The 20,770-nt window shown below is 53.7% G+C and carries 20 protein-coding genes; 9 read left to right on the top strand and 11 right to left on the bottom strand.

Annotation, left to right across the window (positions count from 1 at the left end):
* Positions 1 to 130 precede the first annotated feature (130 nt).
* Both ACOTW6_RS01175 and ACOTW6_RS01170 read right to left on the bottom strand, forming a co-directional pair.
* A complete protein-coding gene (locus ACOTW6_RS01175; protein WP_003857237.1) occupies positions 131 to 904 on the bottom strand; it encodes an ABC transporter substrate-binding protein in 774 nt (257 codons plus the stop codon).
* A 10-nt stretch (positions 905 to 914) separates the two neighbouring features.
* Positions 915 to 2,084 carry a pyridoxal phosphate-dependent aminotransferase gene (locus ACOTW6_RS01170; RefSeq protein ID WP_213788749.1) on the bottom strand — a complete coding sequence of 390 codons (1,170 nt, stop codon included), beginning with the start codon at positions 2,082 to 2,084 and terminating at the stop codon, positions 915 to 917.
* A 113-nt stretch (positions 2,085 to 2,197) separates the two neighbouring features.
* Between ACOTW6_RS01170 and ACOTW6_RS01165 the strand changes: the two genes are divergently transcribed.
* Complete coding sequence (locus ACOTW6_RS01165) at positions 2,198 to 3,040, top strand: LysR family transcriptional regulator (RefSeq protein WP_196063993.1); 843 nt, start codon at positions 2,198 to 2,200, stop codon at positions 3,038 to 3,040.
* Here ACOTW6_RS01165 and ACOTW6_RS01160 read toward each other — a convergent pair.
* Positions 3,027 to 4,532, bottom strand: a complete 1,506-nt coding sequence (locus tag ACOTW6_RS01160) for a carboxylesterase/lipase family protein (protein ID WP_213788748.1) — start codon at positions 4,530 to 4,532, stop codon at positions 3,027 to 3,029. The two genes, ACOTW6_RS01165 and ACOTW6_RS01160, sit on opposite strands and share 14 nt — an antisense overlap.
* 42 nt (positions 4,533 to 4,574) lie before the next feature.
* Positions 4,575 to 5,918 carry a 2-oxoadipate dioxygenase/decarboxylase HglS gene (hglS, locus tag ACOTW6_RS01155; protein WP_213788747.1) on the bottom strand — a complete coding sequence of 448 codons (1,344 nt, stop codon included), beginning with the start codon at positions 5,916 to 5,918 and terminating at the stop codon, positions 4,575 to 4,577.
* Positions 5,919 to 6,145: 227 nt separating this feature from the next.
* Between hglS and ACOTW6_RS01150 the strand changes: the two genes are divergently transcribed.
* Entirely contained in the window at positions 6,146 to 7,069 is a 924-nt protein-coding gene (locus tag ACOTW6_RS01150; RefSeq protein WP_003857247.1) for a LysR substrate-binding domain-containing protein, read from the top strand.
* A 41-nt stretch (positions 7,070 to 7,110) separates the two neighbouring features.
* Here the strand turns inward: ACOTW6_RS01150 and ACOTW6_RS01145 are convergent, their stop codons facing one another.
* The 4 genes from ACOTW6_RS01145 to ACOTW6_RS01130 form a co-directional block, all read right to left on the bottom strand.
* Positions 7,111 to 8,802, bottom strand: a complete 1,692-nt coding sequence (locus ACOTW6_RS01145; RefSeq protein WP_213788746.1) for a methyl-accepting chemotaxis protein — start codon at positions 8,800 to 8,802, stop codon at positions 7,111 to 7,113.
* A 159-nt stretch (positions 8,803 to 8,961) separates the two neighbouring features.
* Positions 8,962 to 10,080: an S-(hydroxymethyl)glutathione dehydrogenase/class III alcohol dehydrogenase gene (locus ACOTW6_RS01140; protein ID WP_003857251.1), complete on the bottom strand. Its 1,119-nt coding sequence runs from the start codon at positions 10,078 to 10,080 to the stop codon at positions 8,962 to 8,964.
* A gap of 32 nt (positions 10,081 to 10,112) precedes the next feature.
* Positions 10,113 to 10,388, bottom strand: a complete 276-nt coding sequence (locus ACOTW6_RS01135; RefSeq protein ID WP_003857256.1) for a metal/formaldehyde-sensitive transcriptional repressor — start codon at positions 10,386 to 10,388, stop codon at positions 10,113 to 10,115.
* 215 nt (positions 10,389 to 10,603) lie between these two features.
* On the bottom strand, positions 10,604 to 11,392 hold the full coding sequence (locus tag ACOTW6_RS01130; protein WP_121478981.1) for a phosphotransferase family protein: 789 nt from the start codon (positions 11,390 to 11,392) through the stop codon (positions 10,604 to 10,606).
* Between the two features lie 398 nt (positions 11,393 to 11,790).
* Here ACOTW6_RS01130 and ACOTW6_RS01125 point away from each other — a divergent pair, with 398 nt between their 5' ends.
* From ACOTW6_RS01125 to ACOTW6_RS01100, 6 genes are all read left to right on the top strand, one after another.
* A complete protein-coding gene (locus tag ACOTW6_RS01125; RefSeq protein WP_032648262.1) occupies positions 11,791 to 12,102 on the top strand; it encodes a hypothetical protein in 312 nt (103 codons plus the stop codon).
* Positions 12,103 to 12,442: 340 nt separating this feature from the next.
* A complete protein-coding gene (locus ACOTW6_RS01120; RefSeq protein ID WP_062932685.1) occupies positions 12,443 to 13,048 on the top strand; it encodes a hypothetical protein in 606 nt (201 codons plus the stop codon).
* Positions 13,049 to 13,232: 184 nt separating this feature from the next.
* Entirely contained in the window at positions 13,233 to 13,505 is a 273-nt protein-coding gene (locus ACOTW6_RS01115; protein WP_003857263.1) for a DUF883 family protein, read from the top strand.
* A 187-nt stretch (positions 13,506 to 13,692) separates the two neighbouring features.
* A complete protein-coding gene (ycgZ, locus tag ACOTW6_RS01110; RefSeq protein WP_003857265.1) occupies positions 13,693 to 13,932 on the top strand; it encodes a regulatory protein YcgZ in 240 nt (79 codons plus the stop codon).
* 118 nt (positions 13,933 to 14,050) lie between these two features.
* Entirely contained in the window at positions 14,051 to 14,350 is a 300-nt protein-coding gene (locus tag ACOTW6_RS01105) for a hypothetical protein (RefSeq protein ID WP_023296588.1), read from the top strand.
* Between the two features lie 23 nt (positions 14,351 to 14,373).
* A complete protein-coding gene (locus ACOTW6_RS01100; RefSeq protein ID WP_044596271.1) occupies positions 14,374 to 14,652 on the top strand; it encodes a biofilm development regulator YmgB/AriR family protein in 279 nt (92 codons plus the stop codon).
* An 84-nt stretch (positions 14,653 to 14,736) separates the two neighbouring features.
* Here the strand turns inward: ACOTW6_RS01100 and ACOTW6_RS01095 are convergent, their stop codons facing one another.
* On the bottom strand, positions 14,737 to 16,194 hold the full coding sequence (locus tag ACOTW6_RS01095; RefSeq protein WP_062932684.1) for an EAL domain-containing protein: 1,458 nt from the start codon (positions 16,192 to 16,194) through the stop codon (positions 14,737 to 14,739).
* 285 nt (positions 16,195 to 16,479) lie between these two features.
* On the opposite strand from ACOTW6_RS01095, the gene ACOTW6_RS01090 reads away from it, so the two are divergent.
* Positions 16,480 to 17,364 carry a MarR family transcriptional regulator gene (locus tag ACOTW6_RS01090; RefSeq protein ID WP_116329832.1) on the top strand — a complete coding sequence of 295 codons (885 nt, stop codon included), beginning with the start codon at positions 16,480 to 16,482 and terminating at the stop codon, positions 17,362 to 17,364.
* A 33-nt stretch (positions 17,365 to 17,397) separates the two neighbouring features.
* On the opposite strand, the gene ACOTW6_RS01085 is transcribed toward ACOTW6_RS01090, so the two are convergent.
* Together ACOTW6_RS01085 and ACOTW6_RS01080 are read right to left on the bottom strand one after the other, a co-directional pair.
* Entirely contained in the window at positions 17,398 to 18,573 is a 1,176-nt protein-coding gene (locus tag ACOTW6_RS01085) for an HlyD family type I secretion periplasmic adaptor subunit (protein WP_048982874.1), read from the bottom strand.
* Positions 18,570 to 20,735, bottom strand: coding sequence for a type I secretion system permease/ATPase (locus ACOTW6_RS01080; protein ID WP_032648253.1), 2,166 nt, complete (start codon positions 20,733 to 20,735; stop codon positions 18,570 to 18,572). Before ACOTW6_RS01080 ends, ACOTW6_RS01085 begins: the two co-directional genes overlap by 4 nt.
* Positions 20,736 to 20,770 lie beyond the last annotated feature (35 nt).

The raw sequence follows: 20,770 nt of genomic DNA, 5'->3' as shown, positions 1-20,770 counted from the left end.
AATTGTTGGCGGGTGATTATCTGAACAAACCGAGAAATATTTTCTGTCGACCAGAACGGCCTGAAAAAGGGGTAAAGTTATGTATAAAAGTGTCCCGGCTGGACATCAACAGCCGGGACCAACGAGGCGGTTATTTTACGCTGACATCGATACCCGGGAAGTACTTATCAGCCAGTTTAGCGATCGTGCCGTCGGCACGTACTTTATCAATTGCGGCATCAAGCTGCTTTTTGGTGGCCTCATCCCCCTTACGCAGCCCAAAGCCGATCCCACTGCCGAGGATGGTGTCGTCCGACACCGGTTTGCCGATAAAGCCAAACCCTTTACCCTGCGGCTTACTGAGGAAACCTGCCTGCCCGGCCGCTGACATCACCAGCGAGGCATCGATGCGGCCATTCAGCAAATCCCCCCAGGCCATATTCTGATCTTTATAAGACACCACGGTGACACCGTGCTTTTCCCAGTGCTCTTTGGCGTAAGTTTCCTGAATGGAACCCTGGAGAACGCCGATGGTTTTGCCCTTCAGCCCCTCGGGGGTAGCCTCTACCGCAGAACCGGCTTTGCCCACCAGCTGGGAGGGAATGCGATAGATGGGCTGGGTGAAATCAATGCTCTTGCGACGCTGTTCGGTGATGTTCATCGCCGAGTTTATGGCGTCGAACTTCTTCGCTACCAGACCGGGGATCAGCGCATCAAACGAGGTTTCAACCCAGCTGCACTTCAGCGCGGCGGCTTTACAGATGGCATTCCCCAGCTCTACGTCAAACCCTTCCAGCTCGCCTGACGCATTGCGGCTTTCAAACGGCGGATATTCCGCTTCCAGCCCGTATCGCAACTCGGTAGCGGCAAACGACGAGAATGAACACAGCAGTCCCATGCCGACAACTAACGCGCGTAATTTCATCTCAAATTCCTTAACGTGGTGTAACCCGACAAAGGGCCTGGGCACCTGCCCGTAACGTCGCCTCATCCTTCGCAAAAGAGAGACGGATCAGTTTATTGTCCGTGCCATCGGCATAAAACGCCGACAGCGGAATAGTGGCAACCCCGAACTCGACAATCAGCCTTTTCACCAGCTCGCTGTCGCGCTCGTTGCTAAAGCCGCTGTAATCTGCCAGCAGAAAGAACGAACCGGCACTGGGTAGCAGCCTGAACGGTGAGTCGGCGAGCAAACTTTGCAACAGATCGCGCTTGCGCTGATAAAACGCCGCGAGCGACAGCCAGGTTTGCGGATCGGTCATGTGTTCGGCAAACGCGTACTGCATCGGTGTATCGGCAGAGAACATTAAAAATTGATGGACCTTACATATCTCATCCATCAGCTCTGCGGGTGCCACACAATAACCCACGCGCCAGCCGGTGACGTGATAGGTTTTTCCGAAAGAAGAAATAATCACGCTGCGCTCCGCCAGCTGCGGGTGCGTCGCCATTCCGTGGTGCGGTTCGCCATCAAAAACGACGTGCTCGTACACTTCGTCAGACAAAATGATGATGTCGGTGTGGCGCGTCAGCGCTGCCAGCTGGTGCAGATCGGCGGCTGAAAACACCTGTCCGCTCGGGTTGTGCGGCGTATTGACGATGATCATCCGCGTGCGCGGGGTAATAGCCGCCCGAACTTCATCCCAGTTCACGGCAAAATCCGGTACCGTCAGCTTAATGGCGATCGGCGTCGCCCCTTGCAGACGCACAATCGGCGCATAGCTGTCAAAGGAGGGCTCGAAATAGATCACCTCATCACCAGGATGAACCAGCCCGCTGATGGCTGAGTAAAGCCCTTCGCTGGCGCTGGCGGTCACCAGCACCTCACTCGCCGGGTCATAGCGCGTGCCATAGAGCGTGGCAATTTTGTCCGCAATGCGCTCTCTGAGCGGTTGCAGCCCGGTCATGGAGGCGTACTGGTTATGCCCTGCCTCCATGGCGCGGGTCACGCCGGAGATAAGTTTTGGGTCGCAGGAAAAATTCGGCGCACCCTGAGAAAGGTTGATGGCGTTATGCCGGGCTGAAAGCTGGCCGATAACGGTAAAAATGGTGGTTCCCACATCGGGCAATTTGGATCGTGTCTGCACCGGCGTTTTCAAAGTCATCCTCTGTCCCTTCTCGTGGTGAATGCATAACTATTCAAACAACAACTTCATTGCCGGGACAATCGAATTGTTGTCATAATAGCCATGACAAAAACGCATAGCTAAGGTGAGATATGTCGCGTCGTTCATTTCCGCTCAATGCCGTAGAGACGTTCATCGTGACAGCGCGTCACCTGAATCTTACCCATGCCGCGAAGGAGCTTTGTCTGACGCAGGGGGCGGTAAGCCGCAAAATTGCCTCGCTGGAAAGCTGGTTCGGCTTCCCGCTGTTCGAGCGCCATGCGCGCGGCCTGCGCCTCTCCTCACAGGGAAGCGCCCTGCTGCCGGAGCTGCAATCTGCGTTCGAGCACCTGCTGAACGTTGCTGAACAGGCGCGAACGCACCAGACCGTTATTCGTCTGAAAGCGCCTACCTGCGCGATGCGCTGGCTGGTGCCGCGTCTGCTACAGGTGGAGCGCGAACAGCCGGAACTCCAGATTGCGCTGACCACCACCACCGATCATAACGTCAATTTCAAAACCGAATCCTGTGACGCGGCGATTGTGTTTGGGACGCACATAAGCGCCGGCGATCTGCTGTTCGAAGAGGCCTTAACTCCAGTGATGAGCCCGCTGCGGGCCGGTTCTGCGCTGGAAACACTCACCTTCCTTCACCCCACGCGGGACAAAACGGACTGGACGCTGTGGCTGGCGAAACAGCCGGGTCCGCCGCCAGCTATGCTCAAAAATCAACACTTCGAAACCATGGATCTGGCCATTACCGCCGCCATTCAGGGGCTGGGCATCGCCATCGCGGATGAAACACTGGTGGAGGAGGATGTGCGCGCCGGACGGCTGATGCGGCCTTTTGACACGAGCATAAAGACGGGGGCGAGCTACCGGCTGGTATTACGCGACGCACCCGGCCCGGAGAACGGGCTGGATGCGTTTCGCGCCTGTCTGCTCAGTCGAGGCTGACGTGGTGTTTCATCACCCGTTTGAAGAGGCTCATACGGGCACGCATGAAGCGGTTTTCAAGCCGAAAACCTGCATGTTTATTCACACCAATACGTAACAGCACGTCCCGCCCTTTCCGGCAGGCGGGCCAGCGCGTGGGCCCTGCCAGGCTATCGCGTGCCCCCGCATCCCGGGCGAAGCTCACCCAGTAGTCCGCCACCTGAGCGGCGAAGGCCAGATCGCGTTCATTCACATACTGCCGCGAGGGTTCCACCTGTCCAAGGGTATCGAACACGTAGGGCACTTCGTTGCCGTGCCAGGCGCCGTTGATGTACGTCGCGTGCTCCGCTTCGGCCACATAATCAAACCAGTATCGCCAGCACAGGCCTCCCGCCCGCTGCTGGGCCTGCATCACCACGTATCCCATGGTGGTGAAGGCCATATCGCGGCATACCTGCCTGCCAAGTTCCTCATCGCCCTTCACGCCGGGATAAAGCAGCTTAATCAGCCCCAGGCCAAAGCGCCGTTCACGGCGAAGCTTCTGGATCTGCCCGGCAAGATCGACCCCGAATACCGACATCACGCTGGCTTCGTCGCTGTTTGACCCAATCATCACCGGTACAGGATGCTGACGGGCCGCGAAAAAGACGTCGAGCATGGCCTCAGGCAAAACGCAGTCACCCACGATGGGCGCAGGAGCGATATTCAGCGGTGAGGTCAGCGGCCAGAACGCCTCAGGCGGGATCGCGCGAAGCTGTTCCGCGGTGGCATTGTGCAGGCCGAAATGGGCGGCAATCGCTTCGCCTTTATGCATGGCCTGCTCGCGCGGGGTGTCGGGCAGTGTGTACCCGCTTTGCACAATGGCTTTATGGAACAGTCCTCCCGCAAGCGGGGAAGCCATCAACGAGAGCACGCTGCGCGCACCGGCCGACTCGCCAAAGACGGTGATGTTCTCAGGATCGCCGCCGAATGCGGCGATGTTATCGCGCACCCATTCCAGGGCCTTGATCTGATCGAGCAGCGCAAAGTTATGCACCACGCGCTCTTCTTCCCCCTCCAGCGCCGGATGGGCAAAAAAGCCGAGGTGTCCGAGACGGTAATTGATCGTCACCACCACCGTGCCGCGCTTCGCCAGCGCCCTGCCGTTATACGGAGGCAGCCCGCCAGCGCCGAGGGTAAATCCTCCGCCGTGCAGCCAGACCATCACCGGAAGCGGATCGGCGCGAGCCACTGGCGACCAGACGTTAAGGTACAGGCAGTCTTCAGAGAACTGGCCGGGATCGCCGCCGCCCAGCTCCTGACAGCTTTCGCTGCTCTGCCAGCTGGAGGCGGAGAACGCCGTCGCCGGACGCACGCCATCCCAGCGCGCGGGGGGACGCGGGGAGCGCCACCGCCACTGGCCTACGGGCGGTGCCGCATAGGGAATGCCGCACCACACATGAGTATCGCCTTCAGTAAAACCAATCAATGCGCCCTGGCGCGTTTCAATTACAGGGGCGGAGGGATTTTCCATACCAACCTTCTTTTTCCATCACACCCTTGCAGAGTAACGGTTTCAGAGCAAACCGCAACGCTGTTTGCTGCGCGCTTCCGCCTCCTCGTAAAGCGAAAACTCGTCGTACACCGCACAACCGAGCGCGGCTTCGAAGGCATTGCGGCTGGCATTGCCGTGGCTGCGCGCCTGCGTTTCATTGCCGAGATTCGACTGGAAGATCCCCGCTGCGCTGACGGGCAGAAAATCCTCGTAGGTGATGGGCTGTGCCACAACCCAGCCGCGTTCGATCAGCGGCTGCGGATCGTCGCCGGGACGAAACGCGTGGCGATGCGCCTCACCTGTCGGGGTCAGACGGTAGCGGAAATAGGCCAGCCCCTGACGGCGCAGGAACATTTCGCTATCCGGGAAGGCGCTGAAGATCTCGCGCAGGTGAAGCTGGTGGGTCAGGTTGTCTTTGCCGGTCCCGGCCTGGTTTAACAGGCTGTCGTACAGCTCGCGTCCTTTCGGCGTAAGGGCCACGCCGCGCTGCTCAATCTCACCGAAACGCGCGGTATGGGTGCCCTTGTGTTCTCCCGCGAAAAGCACCGGCTCCTCCAGCGCCTTAAAGCTGGTCTGGCGCAGGAGGATCGGCACCTCGCGGCGCGGCGGGCCTTCAATCAGAATTTTCGGCTCAATGCCGTACTTCGGCATCAGCTCCTGCACCCGGTCGATATCCAGCGTGCGCGGCGTGAGATGGTTGATGTGGCACCCCGGGAAACAGACCACGTCGGCAATCAGGCGATGTTCGTTGCTCAGCGCCAGATAGGTTTCCTGATCGACCGTCGCATGGCGATGCCAGCGGAAGGTTTCCAGGGCTTCCTGCACAAATTCGCGCGCCTGTGTCTCGGTAAAGTGTCCCTGAGCATCATGCAGGTCGATCAGTTCCAGGCAGCGCGGGGTAAAGATGTTGCGCCGGGAGAGGATCTCCGCCGCCCTTTCGCGCAGCGCAACGTTTTCAATCAGCTCCAGGCGCAGCAGCGAGGTAAAAATGCGAAACGGATTACGGCAGAGCGCCGCATCGTCTGTCGGACGAAACGCCGTCGAGTGGACGGGCACGCCCGCCTGGGAGAGATCGTAATAGCTGACCGGGTACATGCCCATAATGGCGAAGATCCGGCGCAGGATGGAAAGCTCCTGCGCGGTGCCCACGCGGATCGCACCGTGACGTTCAACATTCAGGCGCGCCAGTTCGTCTGCGTTTGCCAGTTGTTCATGTAAAAGTGGGTTATTTTCCAGAACCGCCAGGTTAACGTCCGCCACCAGTTCCAGCAAGGTGCCGTACTGCGGAACTTCCTGCTGGTACATCGCCGACATAGCCTGCGAAAAGTGTTCCCGAATATCATCAGCCGTGATGGTGTTCGCCATGATGTCATGCCTCCAGTGAATACTACCTGGAGTGTAGAGAAGCCCGTTCCTTTCGTTGGGAAGAATTTACGAATTGTGATCCAGGCAGACGAGTGGTCAAAGCGTGGGCATTTTCGAAAAACGGTTGTAACTCAAACAGATCAAATGTTAAAAATATTTTGCTATCAGGTTATCAAATTCAAACATCTTAACTTGTCACCCGCGTCGCTCTGTTTTTAACATCGCCTATGGAAAAAAATGGTCTGTTCAGTCAGCGCATACGCTTGCGCCATTTGCATACTTTTGTGGCCGTCGCTCAACAGGGAACGCTGGGGCGAGCGGCTGAAACCCTTAACCTCAGTCAGCCTGCACTATCCAAAACGCTGAACGAACTGGAACAGCTTACCGGGACCCGCCTGTTCGATCGCGGCCGTCTGGGGGCACAGCTTACGCTCGTGGGCGAACAGTTCCTGACGCATGCCGTTAAAGTTCTCGATGCCCTCAATACCGCCGGTCAGGCGTTAAACCGTAAAGAGGAACCGGCCAGCGATATCGTGCGCGTGGGCGCGCTGCCAACGGCGGCGCTGGGCATACTGCCTGCGGCGATCGGCCAGTTCCACCGTCAGCAAAAGCACGCCACGCTTCAGGTCGCGACCATGAATAATACCATGCTGCTGGCGGGCCTGAAGTCAGGCGAGCTGGATCTGGGCATTGGACGGATGTCCGATCCGGAACTGATGAGCGGCCTTAACTACGAGCTGCTGTTCCTGGAATCGCTGAAGCTGGTGGTGCGTCCGAATCATCCCCTGTTGCAGGACACCGTAACCCTGAGCCGCGTGATGGAGTGGCCGGTGGTGGTCTCACCAAAAGGAACCGTTCCGCGTCAGAATGCGGAAGCGTTGCTGCAAATGCAGGGCTGCACGCTGCCTTCCGGGTGTATTGAAACGCTCTCGGCGTCGCTGTCGCGCCAGCTTACGGTGGACTATGACTACGTATGGTTTGTGCCGTCCGGCGCGGTGAAGGACGATCTGCGACGCGGCGTGCTTACGGCGCTGCCGGTAACATCGCCCGGCGCGGGAGAACCGATTGGGATCCTGACGCGGGTAGATGCCCCGCTCTCTGAAGGCGCCCAAACGCTGTTAAGCGCCATTCGTAAATCAATGCCTCTCTGACCCTAAACGCAGAACCCGCCGCGAGGGCGGGTCTGTCTTACTCAGAACGTTTCCCAGTTATCACCTGAGACGGCCGCCGCCGGGGTTAAAGGCGCGGGTTTCGCTGCGGTTGCAGCGGCTGTAGTACGTCCTGCGCGCGCCCCGTTGAGACGAAACGCGCCAACGGCTTCCGTCAGACGTGCGCCCTGCTCTTCCAGCGAGGCCGCCGCCGCAGAAGCTTCTTCCACCAGCGAGGCATTCTGCTGCGTCACCTTATCCATCTCGGAAATCGCCTGGCTTACCTGCACAATGCCGCGGCTCTGCTCATCGGACGCCGCGGCAATCTCCAGCATAATATCGGTGACGCGTTTAACCGCCTCGACAATCTCATTCATGGTATTGCCCGCCGCAACCACTTCCCCGGAACCCTGATCGATAAGCGACACAGATTCATTAATCAGGCTTTCAATCTCTTTCGCCGCATTCGCGCTGCGGCTTGCCAGGGTGCGGACTTCACTCGCCACGACCGCAAAGCCGCGTCCCTGTTCACCCGCACGCGCCGCCTCGACCGCCGCGTTGAGCGCCAGAATATTGGTCTGGAACGCAATGCTGTTAATCACGGCGGTGATTTCAGAGATCTTCTTCGAACTGGTGGAAATATTACCCATGGTTTTCACCACGCCGGAGACCATCTGCCCTCCGCGGCTGGCCTTACCGGAGGCATCTTCTGCCAGTTTACTCGCATGATGCGCGTTATCGGCGTTCTGTTTCACCGTCGCGGTAAGCTGCTCCATGCTGGCCGCCGTCTGTTCAATCGCCGCCGCCTGCTGCTCGGTACGGGAAGAGAGATCGGTGTTACCCGCAGAAATCTCGCTGGTTCCGCGGTAGATCTCCTCCGCCCCTTGCCGCACGGTGCCCACGGTGGTCACCAGCGCGTGCTGCATCGTTTGCAGATCGCGCGTCAGGCGGCCAATTTCGCTGCGCCCGGTCGGTTCGTCCGGCATGGTCAAATCGCCTTTTGCGATATTTTCGATACGCGTAGCGGCTCGCTGGAGCGGGTTTATCACCGTACGGCGCAGCACCACGAAGGTGATCACCGCCAGCGCCAGCGCCAGGCCAAACGCGCCGAACATAAACATCAGCCCCAGCCGGGTGCGGGTGTGAGCCTGCGCCGTCAGCGCGTTGGCGCGTTCAGTGCGGATTTTTATCGCCTTCAGCAGCACCGCGTTATAGGCATCGTCCAGCGGACGCGCGGTCTCATTTTCGTGGTTAATAATGGCTTCAAACATGCCGTTTTTGGCATATTTCAGCATCGGCTGCATACCGGCGATGTAGGCGTCATAGCGGGCTTTCAGATCGCCGTCCAGCGCTTCATCAGCCGGGGTGCGAACGGTGCGCTTCATATAGGCGGCAAATCCATCCTGCGACTGCCTGATGCGGGTCTCAGCCTCAGCGATGTTTTGTTTCATCGCCTCCATCTCCGCGATACGGCTCGCCGCCCCCGCGTGGATCATGTTGATACGGGCGGTGCGTAAATGGTTGGAACTGTTTGACAGACCGGTGCGCACCTGGATTTCTGCCGTGACATCCTGCTGATCGTTATCGGCCTGGAGCAGGAAATAGCCTGCCAGACCCGAGCTCAAAGCAAACAGGAGAATAATGCCACCGAGAATGGAGGAAAACAGCGGAACCAGCCGGATGTGATGCAAGAAACTCAGCTTATACTGCGCCTGCATCGATGTTGTGTTGTCCATGACCGTCGACTCTCTTATAGGTAAGATGCGTAAAAACACGCCTGTAAAAGAGTCATCGGCACGCCAGGGAATTAGATTACGTCTAAAAGCGCCGGACAGGTCACACTTTAGAGAAGATCAGGGAAGAAACGCCAGCGGAAAAAACCGCTGGCAGAATAATCAGTTGTCGCCGAAATGGATAACGGTACGAATAGATTTTCCTTCGTGCATCAGATCGAAGGCTTCGTTGATCTGCTCCAGCGGCAGGCGGTGCGTAATGAACGGGTCAAGCTGAATTTTACCGACCATCGCATCTTCAACCATGCCCGGCAGCTGAGTACGGCCTTTCACGCCGCCAAATGCCGACCCGCGCCATACGCGCCCTGTCACCAGCTGGAAGGGACGGGTTTTGATCTCCTGACCCGCGCCAGCCACACCGATAATAATGCTCTCGCCCCAGCCTTTGTGGCAGCACTCCAGCGCTGAGCGCATCACATCGACGTTGCCGATACATTCGAAGCTGAAGTCCACGCCGCCGTCGGTCAGCTCAACGATCACCTCCTGAACCGGTTTGTCGTAGTCTTTCGGGTTGATGAAATCGGTCGCGCCCATCTCACCTGCGAGCTTAAATTTTTCCGGGTTGGTATCCACAGCAATGATACGGCCAGCTTTCGCCTGTACCGCGCCCTGGATGACCGCCAGACCGATCCCGCCCAGGCCGAACACCGCCACGGTGTCACCCTCTTTCACTTTCGCCGTGTTATGCACCGCGCCGATGCCGGTGGTGACACCGCAGCCGAGCAGACAGACTTTATCCAGCGGGGCCTGCGGATTCACTTTCGCCAGGGAGATCTCGGCGCACACCGTGTATTCGCTGAAGGTGCTGGTCCCCATGTAGTGATAAATGGGCTCGCCGTTATAGGAGAAACGGGTGGTGCCGTCCGGCATAAGACCTTTGCCCTGCGTGGCGCGCACGGCCTGACAAAGGTTAGTTTTGCCGGATTTGCAGAACTTACACTCGCCGCACTCTGCGGTGTAGAGCGGGATCACATGGTCGCCGGGCTTCAGGCTGGTGACGCCTTCACCCACTTCCACCACCACACCGCCCCCTTCGTGGCCGAGCACCGCCGGGAATACGCCTTCCGGATCGTCACCGGACAGGGTAAACGCATCGGTATGGCAGACGCCGGTGTGGGTAATTTTGATCAGCACTTCGCCTTTCTTCGGCGGAGCAACATCAATTTCAACGATTTTCAGCGGCTGGCCTGGGCCGAACGCGACAGCTGCGCGAGATTTCATGATGTCTTTCCCTTGTTGTGAGGTGTGTGGGTTTATTTTAGATAAGAGCGCAGCAAATGGCCGACTTCCGCCATCCGCACAGCCCGCTGATCCGGGGTGGTCTCCCCCGTCACCAGCTCATCTTTGAGGTGAATTTCAACCATTTCCCCCATCAGGCCATTGGCAGCGCCGCGCACGGCGGCAATTTGCTGCAAAATGGCGAGACAGGGATCGCCCGATTCCAGGGCGCGTTCAAGGGCATCAACCTGGCCCCGAATGCGGCGGACGCGGGTCAGAATACGTTTTTTATCTTCGGGTGAATGCGGCATACGCCCTCCTGATACTATAGGGGGGTATTGTATCTGTTAATACGATTTTATGTAAACACGAAGTTTATTGTGGGTTTTAAGTAGAACCGTAGGTAATGTGAAAATCAGCGAGTTAATATTAGTGACTCGCTGATATATCAGAAGTGGGTAATCAGGTGCGTCAGAAGCGAAAAATAGGTATTGCTATAAAAAGCAGAATTTTTAGAATTCATGCTTCATAACATTTTTTCCACGTTGTCTAACCAGTCGGGAAGATGTTCTCTATACCAGTTGAGATACAAGGGAAATGCACTCTTTTGCCGCATATGAAGCAGGACAATCACTTCCGTGACAATCCAGGCTTTGACAATAGCAATTTCTCTGGCCAGCTCCCTGATATTTTGATGGGAGGATAGCTGGCAATAGCGTCCTGCAAGGTCTATAAATTCTTGTTTTGTCCCCATTCCCCTTATGAGGGGAGCCAGGTCAATAGCAGGACTCCCTTTGCCAAACCTTTCCCAGTCAAAAAGAACTAAATTACCGCTTTCTCTTCTTCCCCAGTTGCCTGCATTGCTGTCGCCTGAAACCAGGCTTTGGCAGGCGAATAACGCATTACTATTCTGCTGAAATCGTCGAAGCTGCCGGGCATTTTTTTCAGGTAATGCCAAAAGCATGAGAGCGTTTTCAAGCGCTGTTTCTGTCCACGTATGCGTATGATAGAGCCATTCAGAATTTGCCGGATAGCGATGCAGGCGCCCCAGCATAGCTATGGCATAATCGTTTGCCACAGCGGTCTGATTAACCTTATAAGGAATATACTCCAGTCTTAACTGGCGTAAGGTGGCATCAGCAGACAAAAGCGTTGGCATAGCAATTCCTGCCTGATTAAGCTCTGTTGCCGCGTAGAGATAAAAGGCCCACTCAACATCGCTGACAGGCCACTTTTCTATAACTATATGATTGCAATCACTGGTATTCAGCACCACTTTGGCATTGCCCATTTTGGATAAATCCATTGCAGCCATGCACTGTCCCTTTAAAATTAACGTGTTGGTTGTTCTTGTTATTGAGTGTAATGCAAGTGTGGTACAGATGAAGTCATACATCATCATTCTTTCTTAAAAATCCTACTTTAAAAGACTTGTGCAATCACACTAACCCCCACTAAAGAACGTAGGTATCATAAGAATACGAAAAAGAATAGACTAATACTGTTGGATATATTTATCTTTGATAACATGTAGCCTGTAGTAAACAAAATAAGTCGGGTGCAGCATGTTCGGACAGAAAACATTGCTGAAACTGGTCCTGATCCGGTTTATCCAAAAGAATTTTTATACACTCTGATAAATATTACTATCACAATTGGGTTTTACATATTGAATTCGGATCACAACGCTTCATCATTAAGGAATGACTAAGTATGAAAAGAATTGTTCTCGCCTCTTTGGTTTTATCTTTTTCGTTATCAGCTATCGCTAATCAATTAAGCATTGATGACCAAATTAATAATGCTTGTGCTAAGGCCTTAAGCGGTGACAAAGAACCTTTGGGTAACTTCCCACCAGATAGTTTTGCTGCAACAGTCAGTCCGAAAGTTAAAGAAGCTTACAACGAAGTTTTAAAATCTCGATCTTCTATTGTAAACGACCTGAGTTTACAGAATGCAACCAGTTGCGCCAACCTGGTTAGAGATAAACTGAAATCAAAAGGTGAGTACACAGAAGAAAAATAATTCCCAGGGTGGAGAAACAGCATTTTTTGTGGAACTGAACGCTTTCTCAATCAAAGTACGTTCTTAAGAAAACATCGACAAGATAGTTCCGCAGCTGTGTTTTCCACCTCTCGCTGGTCCCTCAATACCCTGACATCACGTTGCCTGATGGCACCCTCCGCAATGACATCGCCCCGCCTAAACAGCACAGACGTTGTTGACGATATTTACGCTTTCGTCTCGTCGTGACCAACCCTATTTAGCTCGAAATGTTAAAAATCCGCACTTATATGGCACAATGTGAACAGAAATAACATTCTCGTCACCTAACATACTCGCTACAAACAAAATGGTGGTGTTAATGATTGTACTAAAGAGCTTTTTATTCTTCGTTGGCGCGGCGGCCGCTTGCGCACTTATTGTACTTTGTCTTTGGGTTGATATGCGGTTTGTCGGCCATGATATTCCGGAATTATCACTGACCGAAATTATGCAGGAAACGGTATTAGCGACTATTGTCTTTCTCCATTTTCGTCTGGCGAAAATGGACGAATCCATGCGTTACTGTAATATTCTGGTGGGCGGATTTTTCCTGACAATGCTAATTCGTGAACTGGACGCGCTTTTTGATCTCATTTCTCATGGGAGTTGGGTGTGGTTCGCGCTGATTACCGCTCTGCTGGCGCTAATTCGCCCCGTTATGCATTTTCGCGCTACCCTGGAACAGCTGGCAAAATATACCCAATCCCCCTGGTACGGTATTCTGTTGAGCGGCCTGCTGGCTGTACTGGTCTTCTCCCGCCTCTTTGGGATGCAGGTGCTGTGGCACGCCATCCTGGAGCATGGCTATATGCGTGTCGTGAAAAACGCCGTGGAGGAAGGTTCGGAATCGTTCGGCTATATGCTGTGCCTTGCTGCATCCCTTGGCTATTACGTTACCTTTCCCGCTCACGCACGACAAAAATAATCTCCTGGTGCTGCGTAGAGAGATGGCGAGGGAAATATTGGTCAACGACATCCTTAGGACGTTAGGGTGGCCATGTAAGAAAGACATATCCTAAAAAGGGGCAATCAGGCGTCGATTTCAGCGAAATCTCTCTCACGCCTGAAATCAGCGTCTATCCTTAGACTATCAACAAAAGGAGGCTGGAATGTCTGATTTCGACACTGATAAAAATGCACAATACGCTGGCGATAAAGCCAAAAACAAACTTGATGAATTATCCGGCTCTGCGCAGCAGCAGTTTGGTGAATTCGTTGACTCCCCTAAACACCAGGTGAAAGGTGCAGCGAAAAAATATGCTGCCCAGGCCAGTGATGCCGTCTCGGATGTTACTGAAGCCGTCAGAAATAACCCGTTAACGGGCTTAATCGCTGCGGGTGCGGTAGGTATCGTTCTGGGACTTCTGCTGGGACGCAAATAATTTCAGGCCCTCCGGGGCCTTTTCTTTTCCCCCTCTTTCCTTCTCTTCCCCCCTAATTTTGATAGTTCTCCTGATAAAAGCCCGATCCATACGAAAAAGTTGTACAATTTTGATGTACAGATTTGACCATATAGTATAAATTCGATGCCACTGATGTTACAAAATTGTTTGTTAACGGTGGAAAATTATGCGTCGCAACCATGCTCCCTCTACAGCAGAAAGCGCTATCACCTTGTATTTTAACAAGGATAACGTCCCGACACAGCAGGAAACCCTTGGTGCCATCGTCAGTGAGATCATCAAAGAAAATGTACAACTGAGCAGAATGACAATTTGTACAAAGCTGTTGCGCAGAATTGAAGAATCAACGTCAGACGTTGAGAAAGCGCACTACAACGGTCTGATAGCCCTCTTCTTCGAGCGTTAACCTGAACACTGTTTTTTAACTTACTAAGTTAGTCATGCTGAGTGAGAATAGAGTTCCTGAATGCGATGACTAACCCCATGCTACAGCCTGCCGCGTGTAGCAGAGTGAGATTGAAGCTATGCATAGAACTAAATTTGAACGACTTAAGGATGACCTTATCGGTGAGGCCGTATTATCCATACTGAAAGAGAACGGACCTATTACCTTTGTGTCTCTTGCTAATCGCCTGCGGGCGATGGCTAACGTTGAATCAAATGATGAACGTAAAAATGCATTGATTGCCGCTGAAGATGAAGTGCGCCAGCGTGTAACCGGCGTCTCGCACGACCGGGGAAGAGTGATGGGCGATTATGACATTGGTCGCATGCGATCTCTCTTTACTCACAACACGCTTCTGACCCCAGACAAGAAACACTAATTTTAACCGAAACGGTGACCACCATGAGTAAAGCGATTATGCAGCAGACGTATAATTTTGAAGCCCTGCACGATAAAGGACTGGCGGAACATTTTCTTAATGCAGGAAAACATCTCAGTGGTGAGGTTGAAGTGTTGGGCTCGGCAATACGCTGTATTATGCTGACCGGTGACAATCTCTCAAATAAAGAGATTATCCTGCAACTGATTCACGCCCTCGAAATTACCGAGGAGCCCGAAGCCTGCGATGTCATTCGAAATACGCTTGAAATTGTTGTCGGTTTTACGCGCGATGATATCTGATAACAAATTATTGCGCTGGTGAGTGACTGTTTTTGCTGGTGGTCGAAGAGTTAAGTCTGTCGTACCACCAGCACAGTGAAGCCATTAACTAAATAGACGTACCATTCTATCCAGTTCTTCTTCTTTAACCGCCCGGGAAAGATAATATCCCTGGAAGCGTTTAACCCCTAACGCGACAAGTTTCTCAAATTTTTCTTCGCTATCGACGCCTTCCGCAACGCATTCTCTTCCCGTCATGTCGCTGTATATCTGTATCGCTTTAATAATGCTATAGTCATTGTCGTTAGCAACAAAGTGCTCAACTATATCGCGGTCAAGCTTCAGTCCATCAACGTTAATCTGTCGGATAGGTAACATAGCGTGATCTCTGGAAAAGCAATCATCCAGAAACAGCCGACACCCCTCGGCGCGTAAACGCTGGAGAGTGACAGGAATATTTGGGTCCTTTGTTACGTCAATCGTTTCAGCTAATTCAAAGACAAGTTTTCCGGCCCACTGCGGCTTCAGTAACATCTCAACGGCTTTTTTCGCCATTCCCGGCAGCGCGTTCCCGGTAGCCAGTGGAGGCGGAATATTCACCGAGAAATAATATTTCCCATTATATCTGTTGATACCTGATACGGCCGCGTGGATGACTAACGCCGTCAGCTTGAGCCAGATTTCGCCATTTTTTACCCCGTCCAGAAATTGGGCTGCCTTCAGAACCTGACCGTTTTTATGCCAGCGCAGCAGAATTTCGAAGCCTACTCCTTTTTTATCACCATCGGTAATAATTTGGTAAGCCGCAAAGATCTCTCGCTTATGTAACGCCTGCAAAATATCTATTTCCGCATCCGAAAACCCCTGCGCTTTATTTTTTACTGTACAGACTTCATCCCTGAAGACACGCGCATCGCTAAACCATACTCTGATAAGATATAATTTACCCAGCCCTACTTTTCGATGGGTATAAATGGTTTTATCTGACAACCCTAACCTCGCAGACTGCTCTTTAATCGAAATGCCCCGGTAAAAATTCAGCAATACGGTTAATTCGCGTTTTGTTAAACCATGCAGGCTTTCCTTACTTTCTTTCTCAGGTCCTTCACGCAATAAGCGTGACGAATCGGCATGCGCGTCATAAATGTTGTCTGCACAGTCCATTACATCTGAAATATTCGCTATCCTGATCATCGATAACGACTTGGTATTATTAACGAGACTTCTCAACGTGGCATAAAGCCATCTCTCTGGTATTGCGCCATACAGCGTCACGCTACAAATAACCGGCAGTGCATTCAGCACCGATACCAATCGCTTCAGGCTTTCAAGAAAGGCAGCGACGTCGCGACCAGGAAAAACAGAAATCTCAGGTCGTTGATTTTGCATCATTTTTTGAACATCACCTGAGCAAACTTCATCCTCTACAAAATGGAGCCGCGTGGCGTTTACGCCACGAGACTTGAGAAGCAGGCTATACCCTTCGAAGGTGAAACCGCAGGCTGAAATAACAAACCGTTGCTTGTAGCACGTACCTTGTATAAAAGGTAAATTTTGAGACATAACCTGCTCCTGAGAATGCAAATAGTATTCCCACCTGTAATTGAAACCAATATTCCCTGTCGCGTTGAATAATTTTATCGCACCCTGCCTGGTTAATAAACCGTTATCAATGTTATGCACATGAACATCTTTGCGTTAATCAACCGACTCATCCATATGCGGCATAAATATTACTTTCTTTTCATATAACGACAGTAAATATGCACTTCTCAAGGTATAATGAAAATTCAGAAAAAGAAGACCGGACACTTCATCTTATCGGCCCAGACAAAAAGAGAAAATGCTATGGATAATCACATCTCATCCAGGGCTTTGCTACATCGAAGGGATGTCATTAAAAACAACCCGCGATTTGGTGAAGCTATAACAGAACACTACAGAATTAATGATGCCATTTATAAAAAACAACCCTTGTTCTACAAAACGATGCTTCAGGAATCACGCTTCAACATAATACTGTCCATGTGTTGTTTTGTTTTTGGCAATCAGGCTGAGTCAGTTTCAGAGATTAAGGCGCTATGCACCCGCTATAATATCGCCAGCCCTAACAGCGTTATCGCGATCATCACCATACTTAAAACCACCGGGCGAATTAAGACCTGGCGCTGTATTGAAGATCGCCGAAAAACAAAAATCGCGCCGACGGAAAAAGGACTCGATGAGCTTAAACGCTATATGTCCGGGGCGTTTACGCCTGTCAGCATTCTTTATCCTGCATTCAACATTAATGTTAATCTTCTGGACAATGACATTCTGAGGCACAACTTTTTCCGACGCGCCGCAGAGTACCTTTTCCGCGGATTAACATTCAGGAAAGTGCTTCCGGAGGTGGGTTTATTTATTGATAAGGATGGTGGCCGAATGATTATGCTCTATCTCTATTTGCAGGCCATTAAAAACAAAACAGCACACGGTGCCATAATAGCGTATTCAGCCAGCACGCTGGCAAAAGAATTTTTCGTCTCGCGTATTCACGTCAACCGCATTATCAAATCGGCGCAGGAGGCAGGTTATCTTAAAGATCGCGGCGATGGCCGGATGTCAATTTACCCGGCCTTTATCGAGCTGGTCGAAAATTATGCCGGATTATATTTTGCCTATGTTACACATTACATCAACGTGGTGCCAAAAGAACGACGCCATGCTGTCAACATGACGTCTACACTCTGATCTGACGGGCGTTCGGTTTGCTGAACGCCTTTTTTATCGCTCGCGCAGCGCCTCTTTCGCCTTATTCAACGGTTTCAGCAGATAATCAATGACGGATTTACTGCCGGTTTTGATATCAACCGTGGCTATCATGCCCGGGAACACCGGAAATTCCTTGCCCTGCCTGTTGGTCAGATGGTTACTGTCAGTACGAATATAAACGCGATAATAATAAACATCCCGTTTCACCTCGTCCTGAAGGGTATCCGGGGAGATCATCGTCACCTCCCCTTCCAGCCCGCCGTAGATGGAGTAGTCATAGGCGGTGATTTTCACCAGCGCTTTTTGCCCGGGATGGATAAACGCGACATCGCGCGGCGAGATTTTCGCTTCTATCACCATCTGGTCATCAAGCGGTACCAGGCTCATCAGTTTGCCGTTCGGCGGGATCACCCCGCCCACCGTCGTCACGTCAATGTCCTTCACGATGCCACGCACCGGCGCATTAAACGTTAAGCGGGTGAGTGAATCTTCGCGTCCTTTCATGACCGAACGCTGCGCTTCCATTTCCGCGTTCGCTTTCGCCAGTTCTTCGCGGGCGCGAACGTAGTACTGGTTTTTCATCTCGGTGATTTTGCTCTCCAGCTCATTTTTTTGACGTTCAAGGCGTAAGACTTCGACCTTACTGGCCGCCCCCTGCGTCACCAGCGGGCGCGTTAATGCCAGTTCACGCTGCACGAGATCTGCTCCCTGGCGTAAACCCGCCAGCCCTTTTTCAAGGCTTTCGCGACGTGACTGATAAAGCGCCGTTTCCTGTTTAACCAGCTCAACGTCGTCATCCAGCTCTGCCGGGAAGACCAGCGCGGTGTCGTTCACCTCGGCATTCAGACGCGCGGCCGTCGCCATCGCAGCGTTTAATCGAGACTCGCTCTCCAGCACGCTGGACTCGGTTTTCGTCCGGTCCAGCTGGGCAAGCTGTTGACCACGCTCGACGATATCGCCTTCGCGTACCATCAGACTGTGGATTATCCCCCCTTCCAGGGACTGGATCACCTGCTCGTGGGAGGACGGGATCACCTTGCCGCTGCCCGTCGTGACCTCATCCAGCTGGAACAGGCTGGCCCAGGTAATAAACACCATCAGCAGGGCAAACAGCGACCATGCCACCAGCGACGATCGCGGCAGGCGGGGCTCCTTCAGCCGGCTGTTAAAACGGGAGAAATCATTCATGCCACGCCCTCCGTTTTCAGTTTGACCGTGCGCTGCGGCGCCTGCTGTGGGGCCATTCCGTGCTGGCGTAAAATGGCATCACGAGGGCCATCCATCACCACTTTGCCGTTTTCCAGGACGATGATGCGGTCAACCAGGTCCAGAATCGGCAGACGATGCGTCGCCACCACCAGCGTCCGGCGCTTACCGAGCCACTGGTGCAGATGCTGGATAAACTGCTTCTCGCTGACCTCATCCAGCCAGGCGGTGGGTTCATCCAGCAGCAGAATATTCGGCGAGGTGATCAACGCGCGCGCCAGCAGCAGCGCCTGACGTTGCCCGCCGGAAAGCCCCGTTCCGCCCTCATTGATGATGGTGTTCAGCCCCATTTTCTGCTTGCGCACAAACTCCAGCGCGCCGCTGTTGACCAGCGCCTGATGGATTTCCTCGTCTGTCGCCAGCGGATTACCCATCAGGATGTTGTCGCGTACGGAGCCGAAGAACAGCCGCGCCTGCTGACTGAGCAGTTGCATGTCGCGGCGCACGTCGGCCGGGTCTAGATGATTAAGAGCAATATCGTCCAGCAAAATGCTGCCCTGCTGCGGTTCCTGCATTCCCGCCAGCAGATGCAGCAAGGTGCTTTTCCCCGAACCATTCCGCCCGAGCACCGCCACGCGCTCCCCGGCGCGAATGCGCAGTTTGCTGATATTCAGCACGGTGAGCTTCTCTTCTTCGTCGTAATAAAACCCGACGTCGTCCAGCCGGTAATCACCGCGCAGGTGGGCTTTATGCACTTTTTTGCCGTGCTGGGGATCGTCAATCGGGCGCTGCATCAGGTCATCCAGTCCCTTGCGGGCCACCTTTGCCGACTGCCAGCGGGAAAGTACGCCGGAAATCTGCGACAGCGGCGCAATGGTGCGGGACGCCAGAATCGAGGTGCCCACCAGCGCACCGGTGGTCATATCGCCGCTGATGACCAGATAACACCCCACCAGCAGCACCACGGCGTAGACGATAGACTGCACCTCCTGGGTCCAGGTCAGCAGCAGCCCCGTCAGCCAGCGCTGCTTCATGCCGACGCTCGCGGCAACATCATTGGTGTTATTCCACTGGTTCTGAAACCGCTGCTCGGCGCGCATCAGCTTAATGTCCTCAAGCCCCTGCACCGCTTCCACCAGCGTGGCGTTACGAATCGCCGATTCACGCATCCCTTCGCTGGAGAGTTTTCCCAGCGGGCGCTGCACCAGCAGGCCGGGTATGAGCAGCAGCGGCACGGCCAGCAGCACCACCAGCACCAGCGGACCGCCAATCATCCACAGAATGAAAACGAACAGCAGGAAGAACGGTAGATCGGAGATGGCGGCAATGGTGGTGGAGGTGATCAGCTCCCGCACCGACTCCAGCTCGCGGATCTGGGCGATAAACGACCCGGTCGATTTCGACCGTGCGCCGTTTTTGATCCTCAGGGCGTGGGCAAACACGCGCTCGGAAATACGCAGGTCGGCGCGTTTCCCTACCACGTCCGAAATATGCACCCGCAGCATGCGCATGATGAATTCAAACACGATGGCGATCATCACGCCGCCAAACAGCACCCACAGCGTGGCCTCCGACTGGGACGGCACCACCCTGTCGTACACCTGCATGGAAAAGACCATGCCGGAGAGCGCCAGCACGTTGGCGACCAGCGCCACCAGCATAATGTCGCTGTAACGACGCCAGTCTTTCAGCGCCAGCTGCCAGAACCAGTTTTTCTCATAGGGTTTGATGTAATCATCCACGCGCGCATCGGGCGTGGACTCCAGGGGACGCAGCACCATCAGCCCCTTTAACCGCGTACCGAGTTCGTCGCGCGTCAGCGTTGTCTCCAGCCCCCCGTCGCCGCTAAACTGCACGCTGACGTTCCCGTCGTTGTCCATACGGTTGATGACCGCAATTTGCCCGCCGGTAAACTCCGCCAGCAGCGGTAAGCGCCAGGGATCGAGCGATACGGCTTCCGCCGCCACCCAACGCATCCCCAGCCCAAGCTGGCGCGCCATCTCCTCCAGCACCAGCTGGCGTGGCGACTGGCTTTCATGGTTAATCGTGACCCGAACATGCTCCGCCGAAAAATCCAGCCGATAATATTTCGCGATGATGAGCATGCCCTGCAACCAGGGTTCGTACTGTGGATGTGTCTTCATAATCTCCGGGTTAACGCAATTCGTTAAAGAAACGC

It is taken from the genome of Enterobacter cloacae complex sp. IR5403 (assembly GCF_049238705.1).
Classification (GTDB): Bacteria; Pseudomonadota; Gammaproteobacteria; order Enterobacterales; family Enterobacteriaceae; genus Enterobacter; species Enterobacter hormaechei_C.
This window is presented reverse-complemented; position numbering and strand designations above follow the sequence as displayed.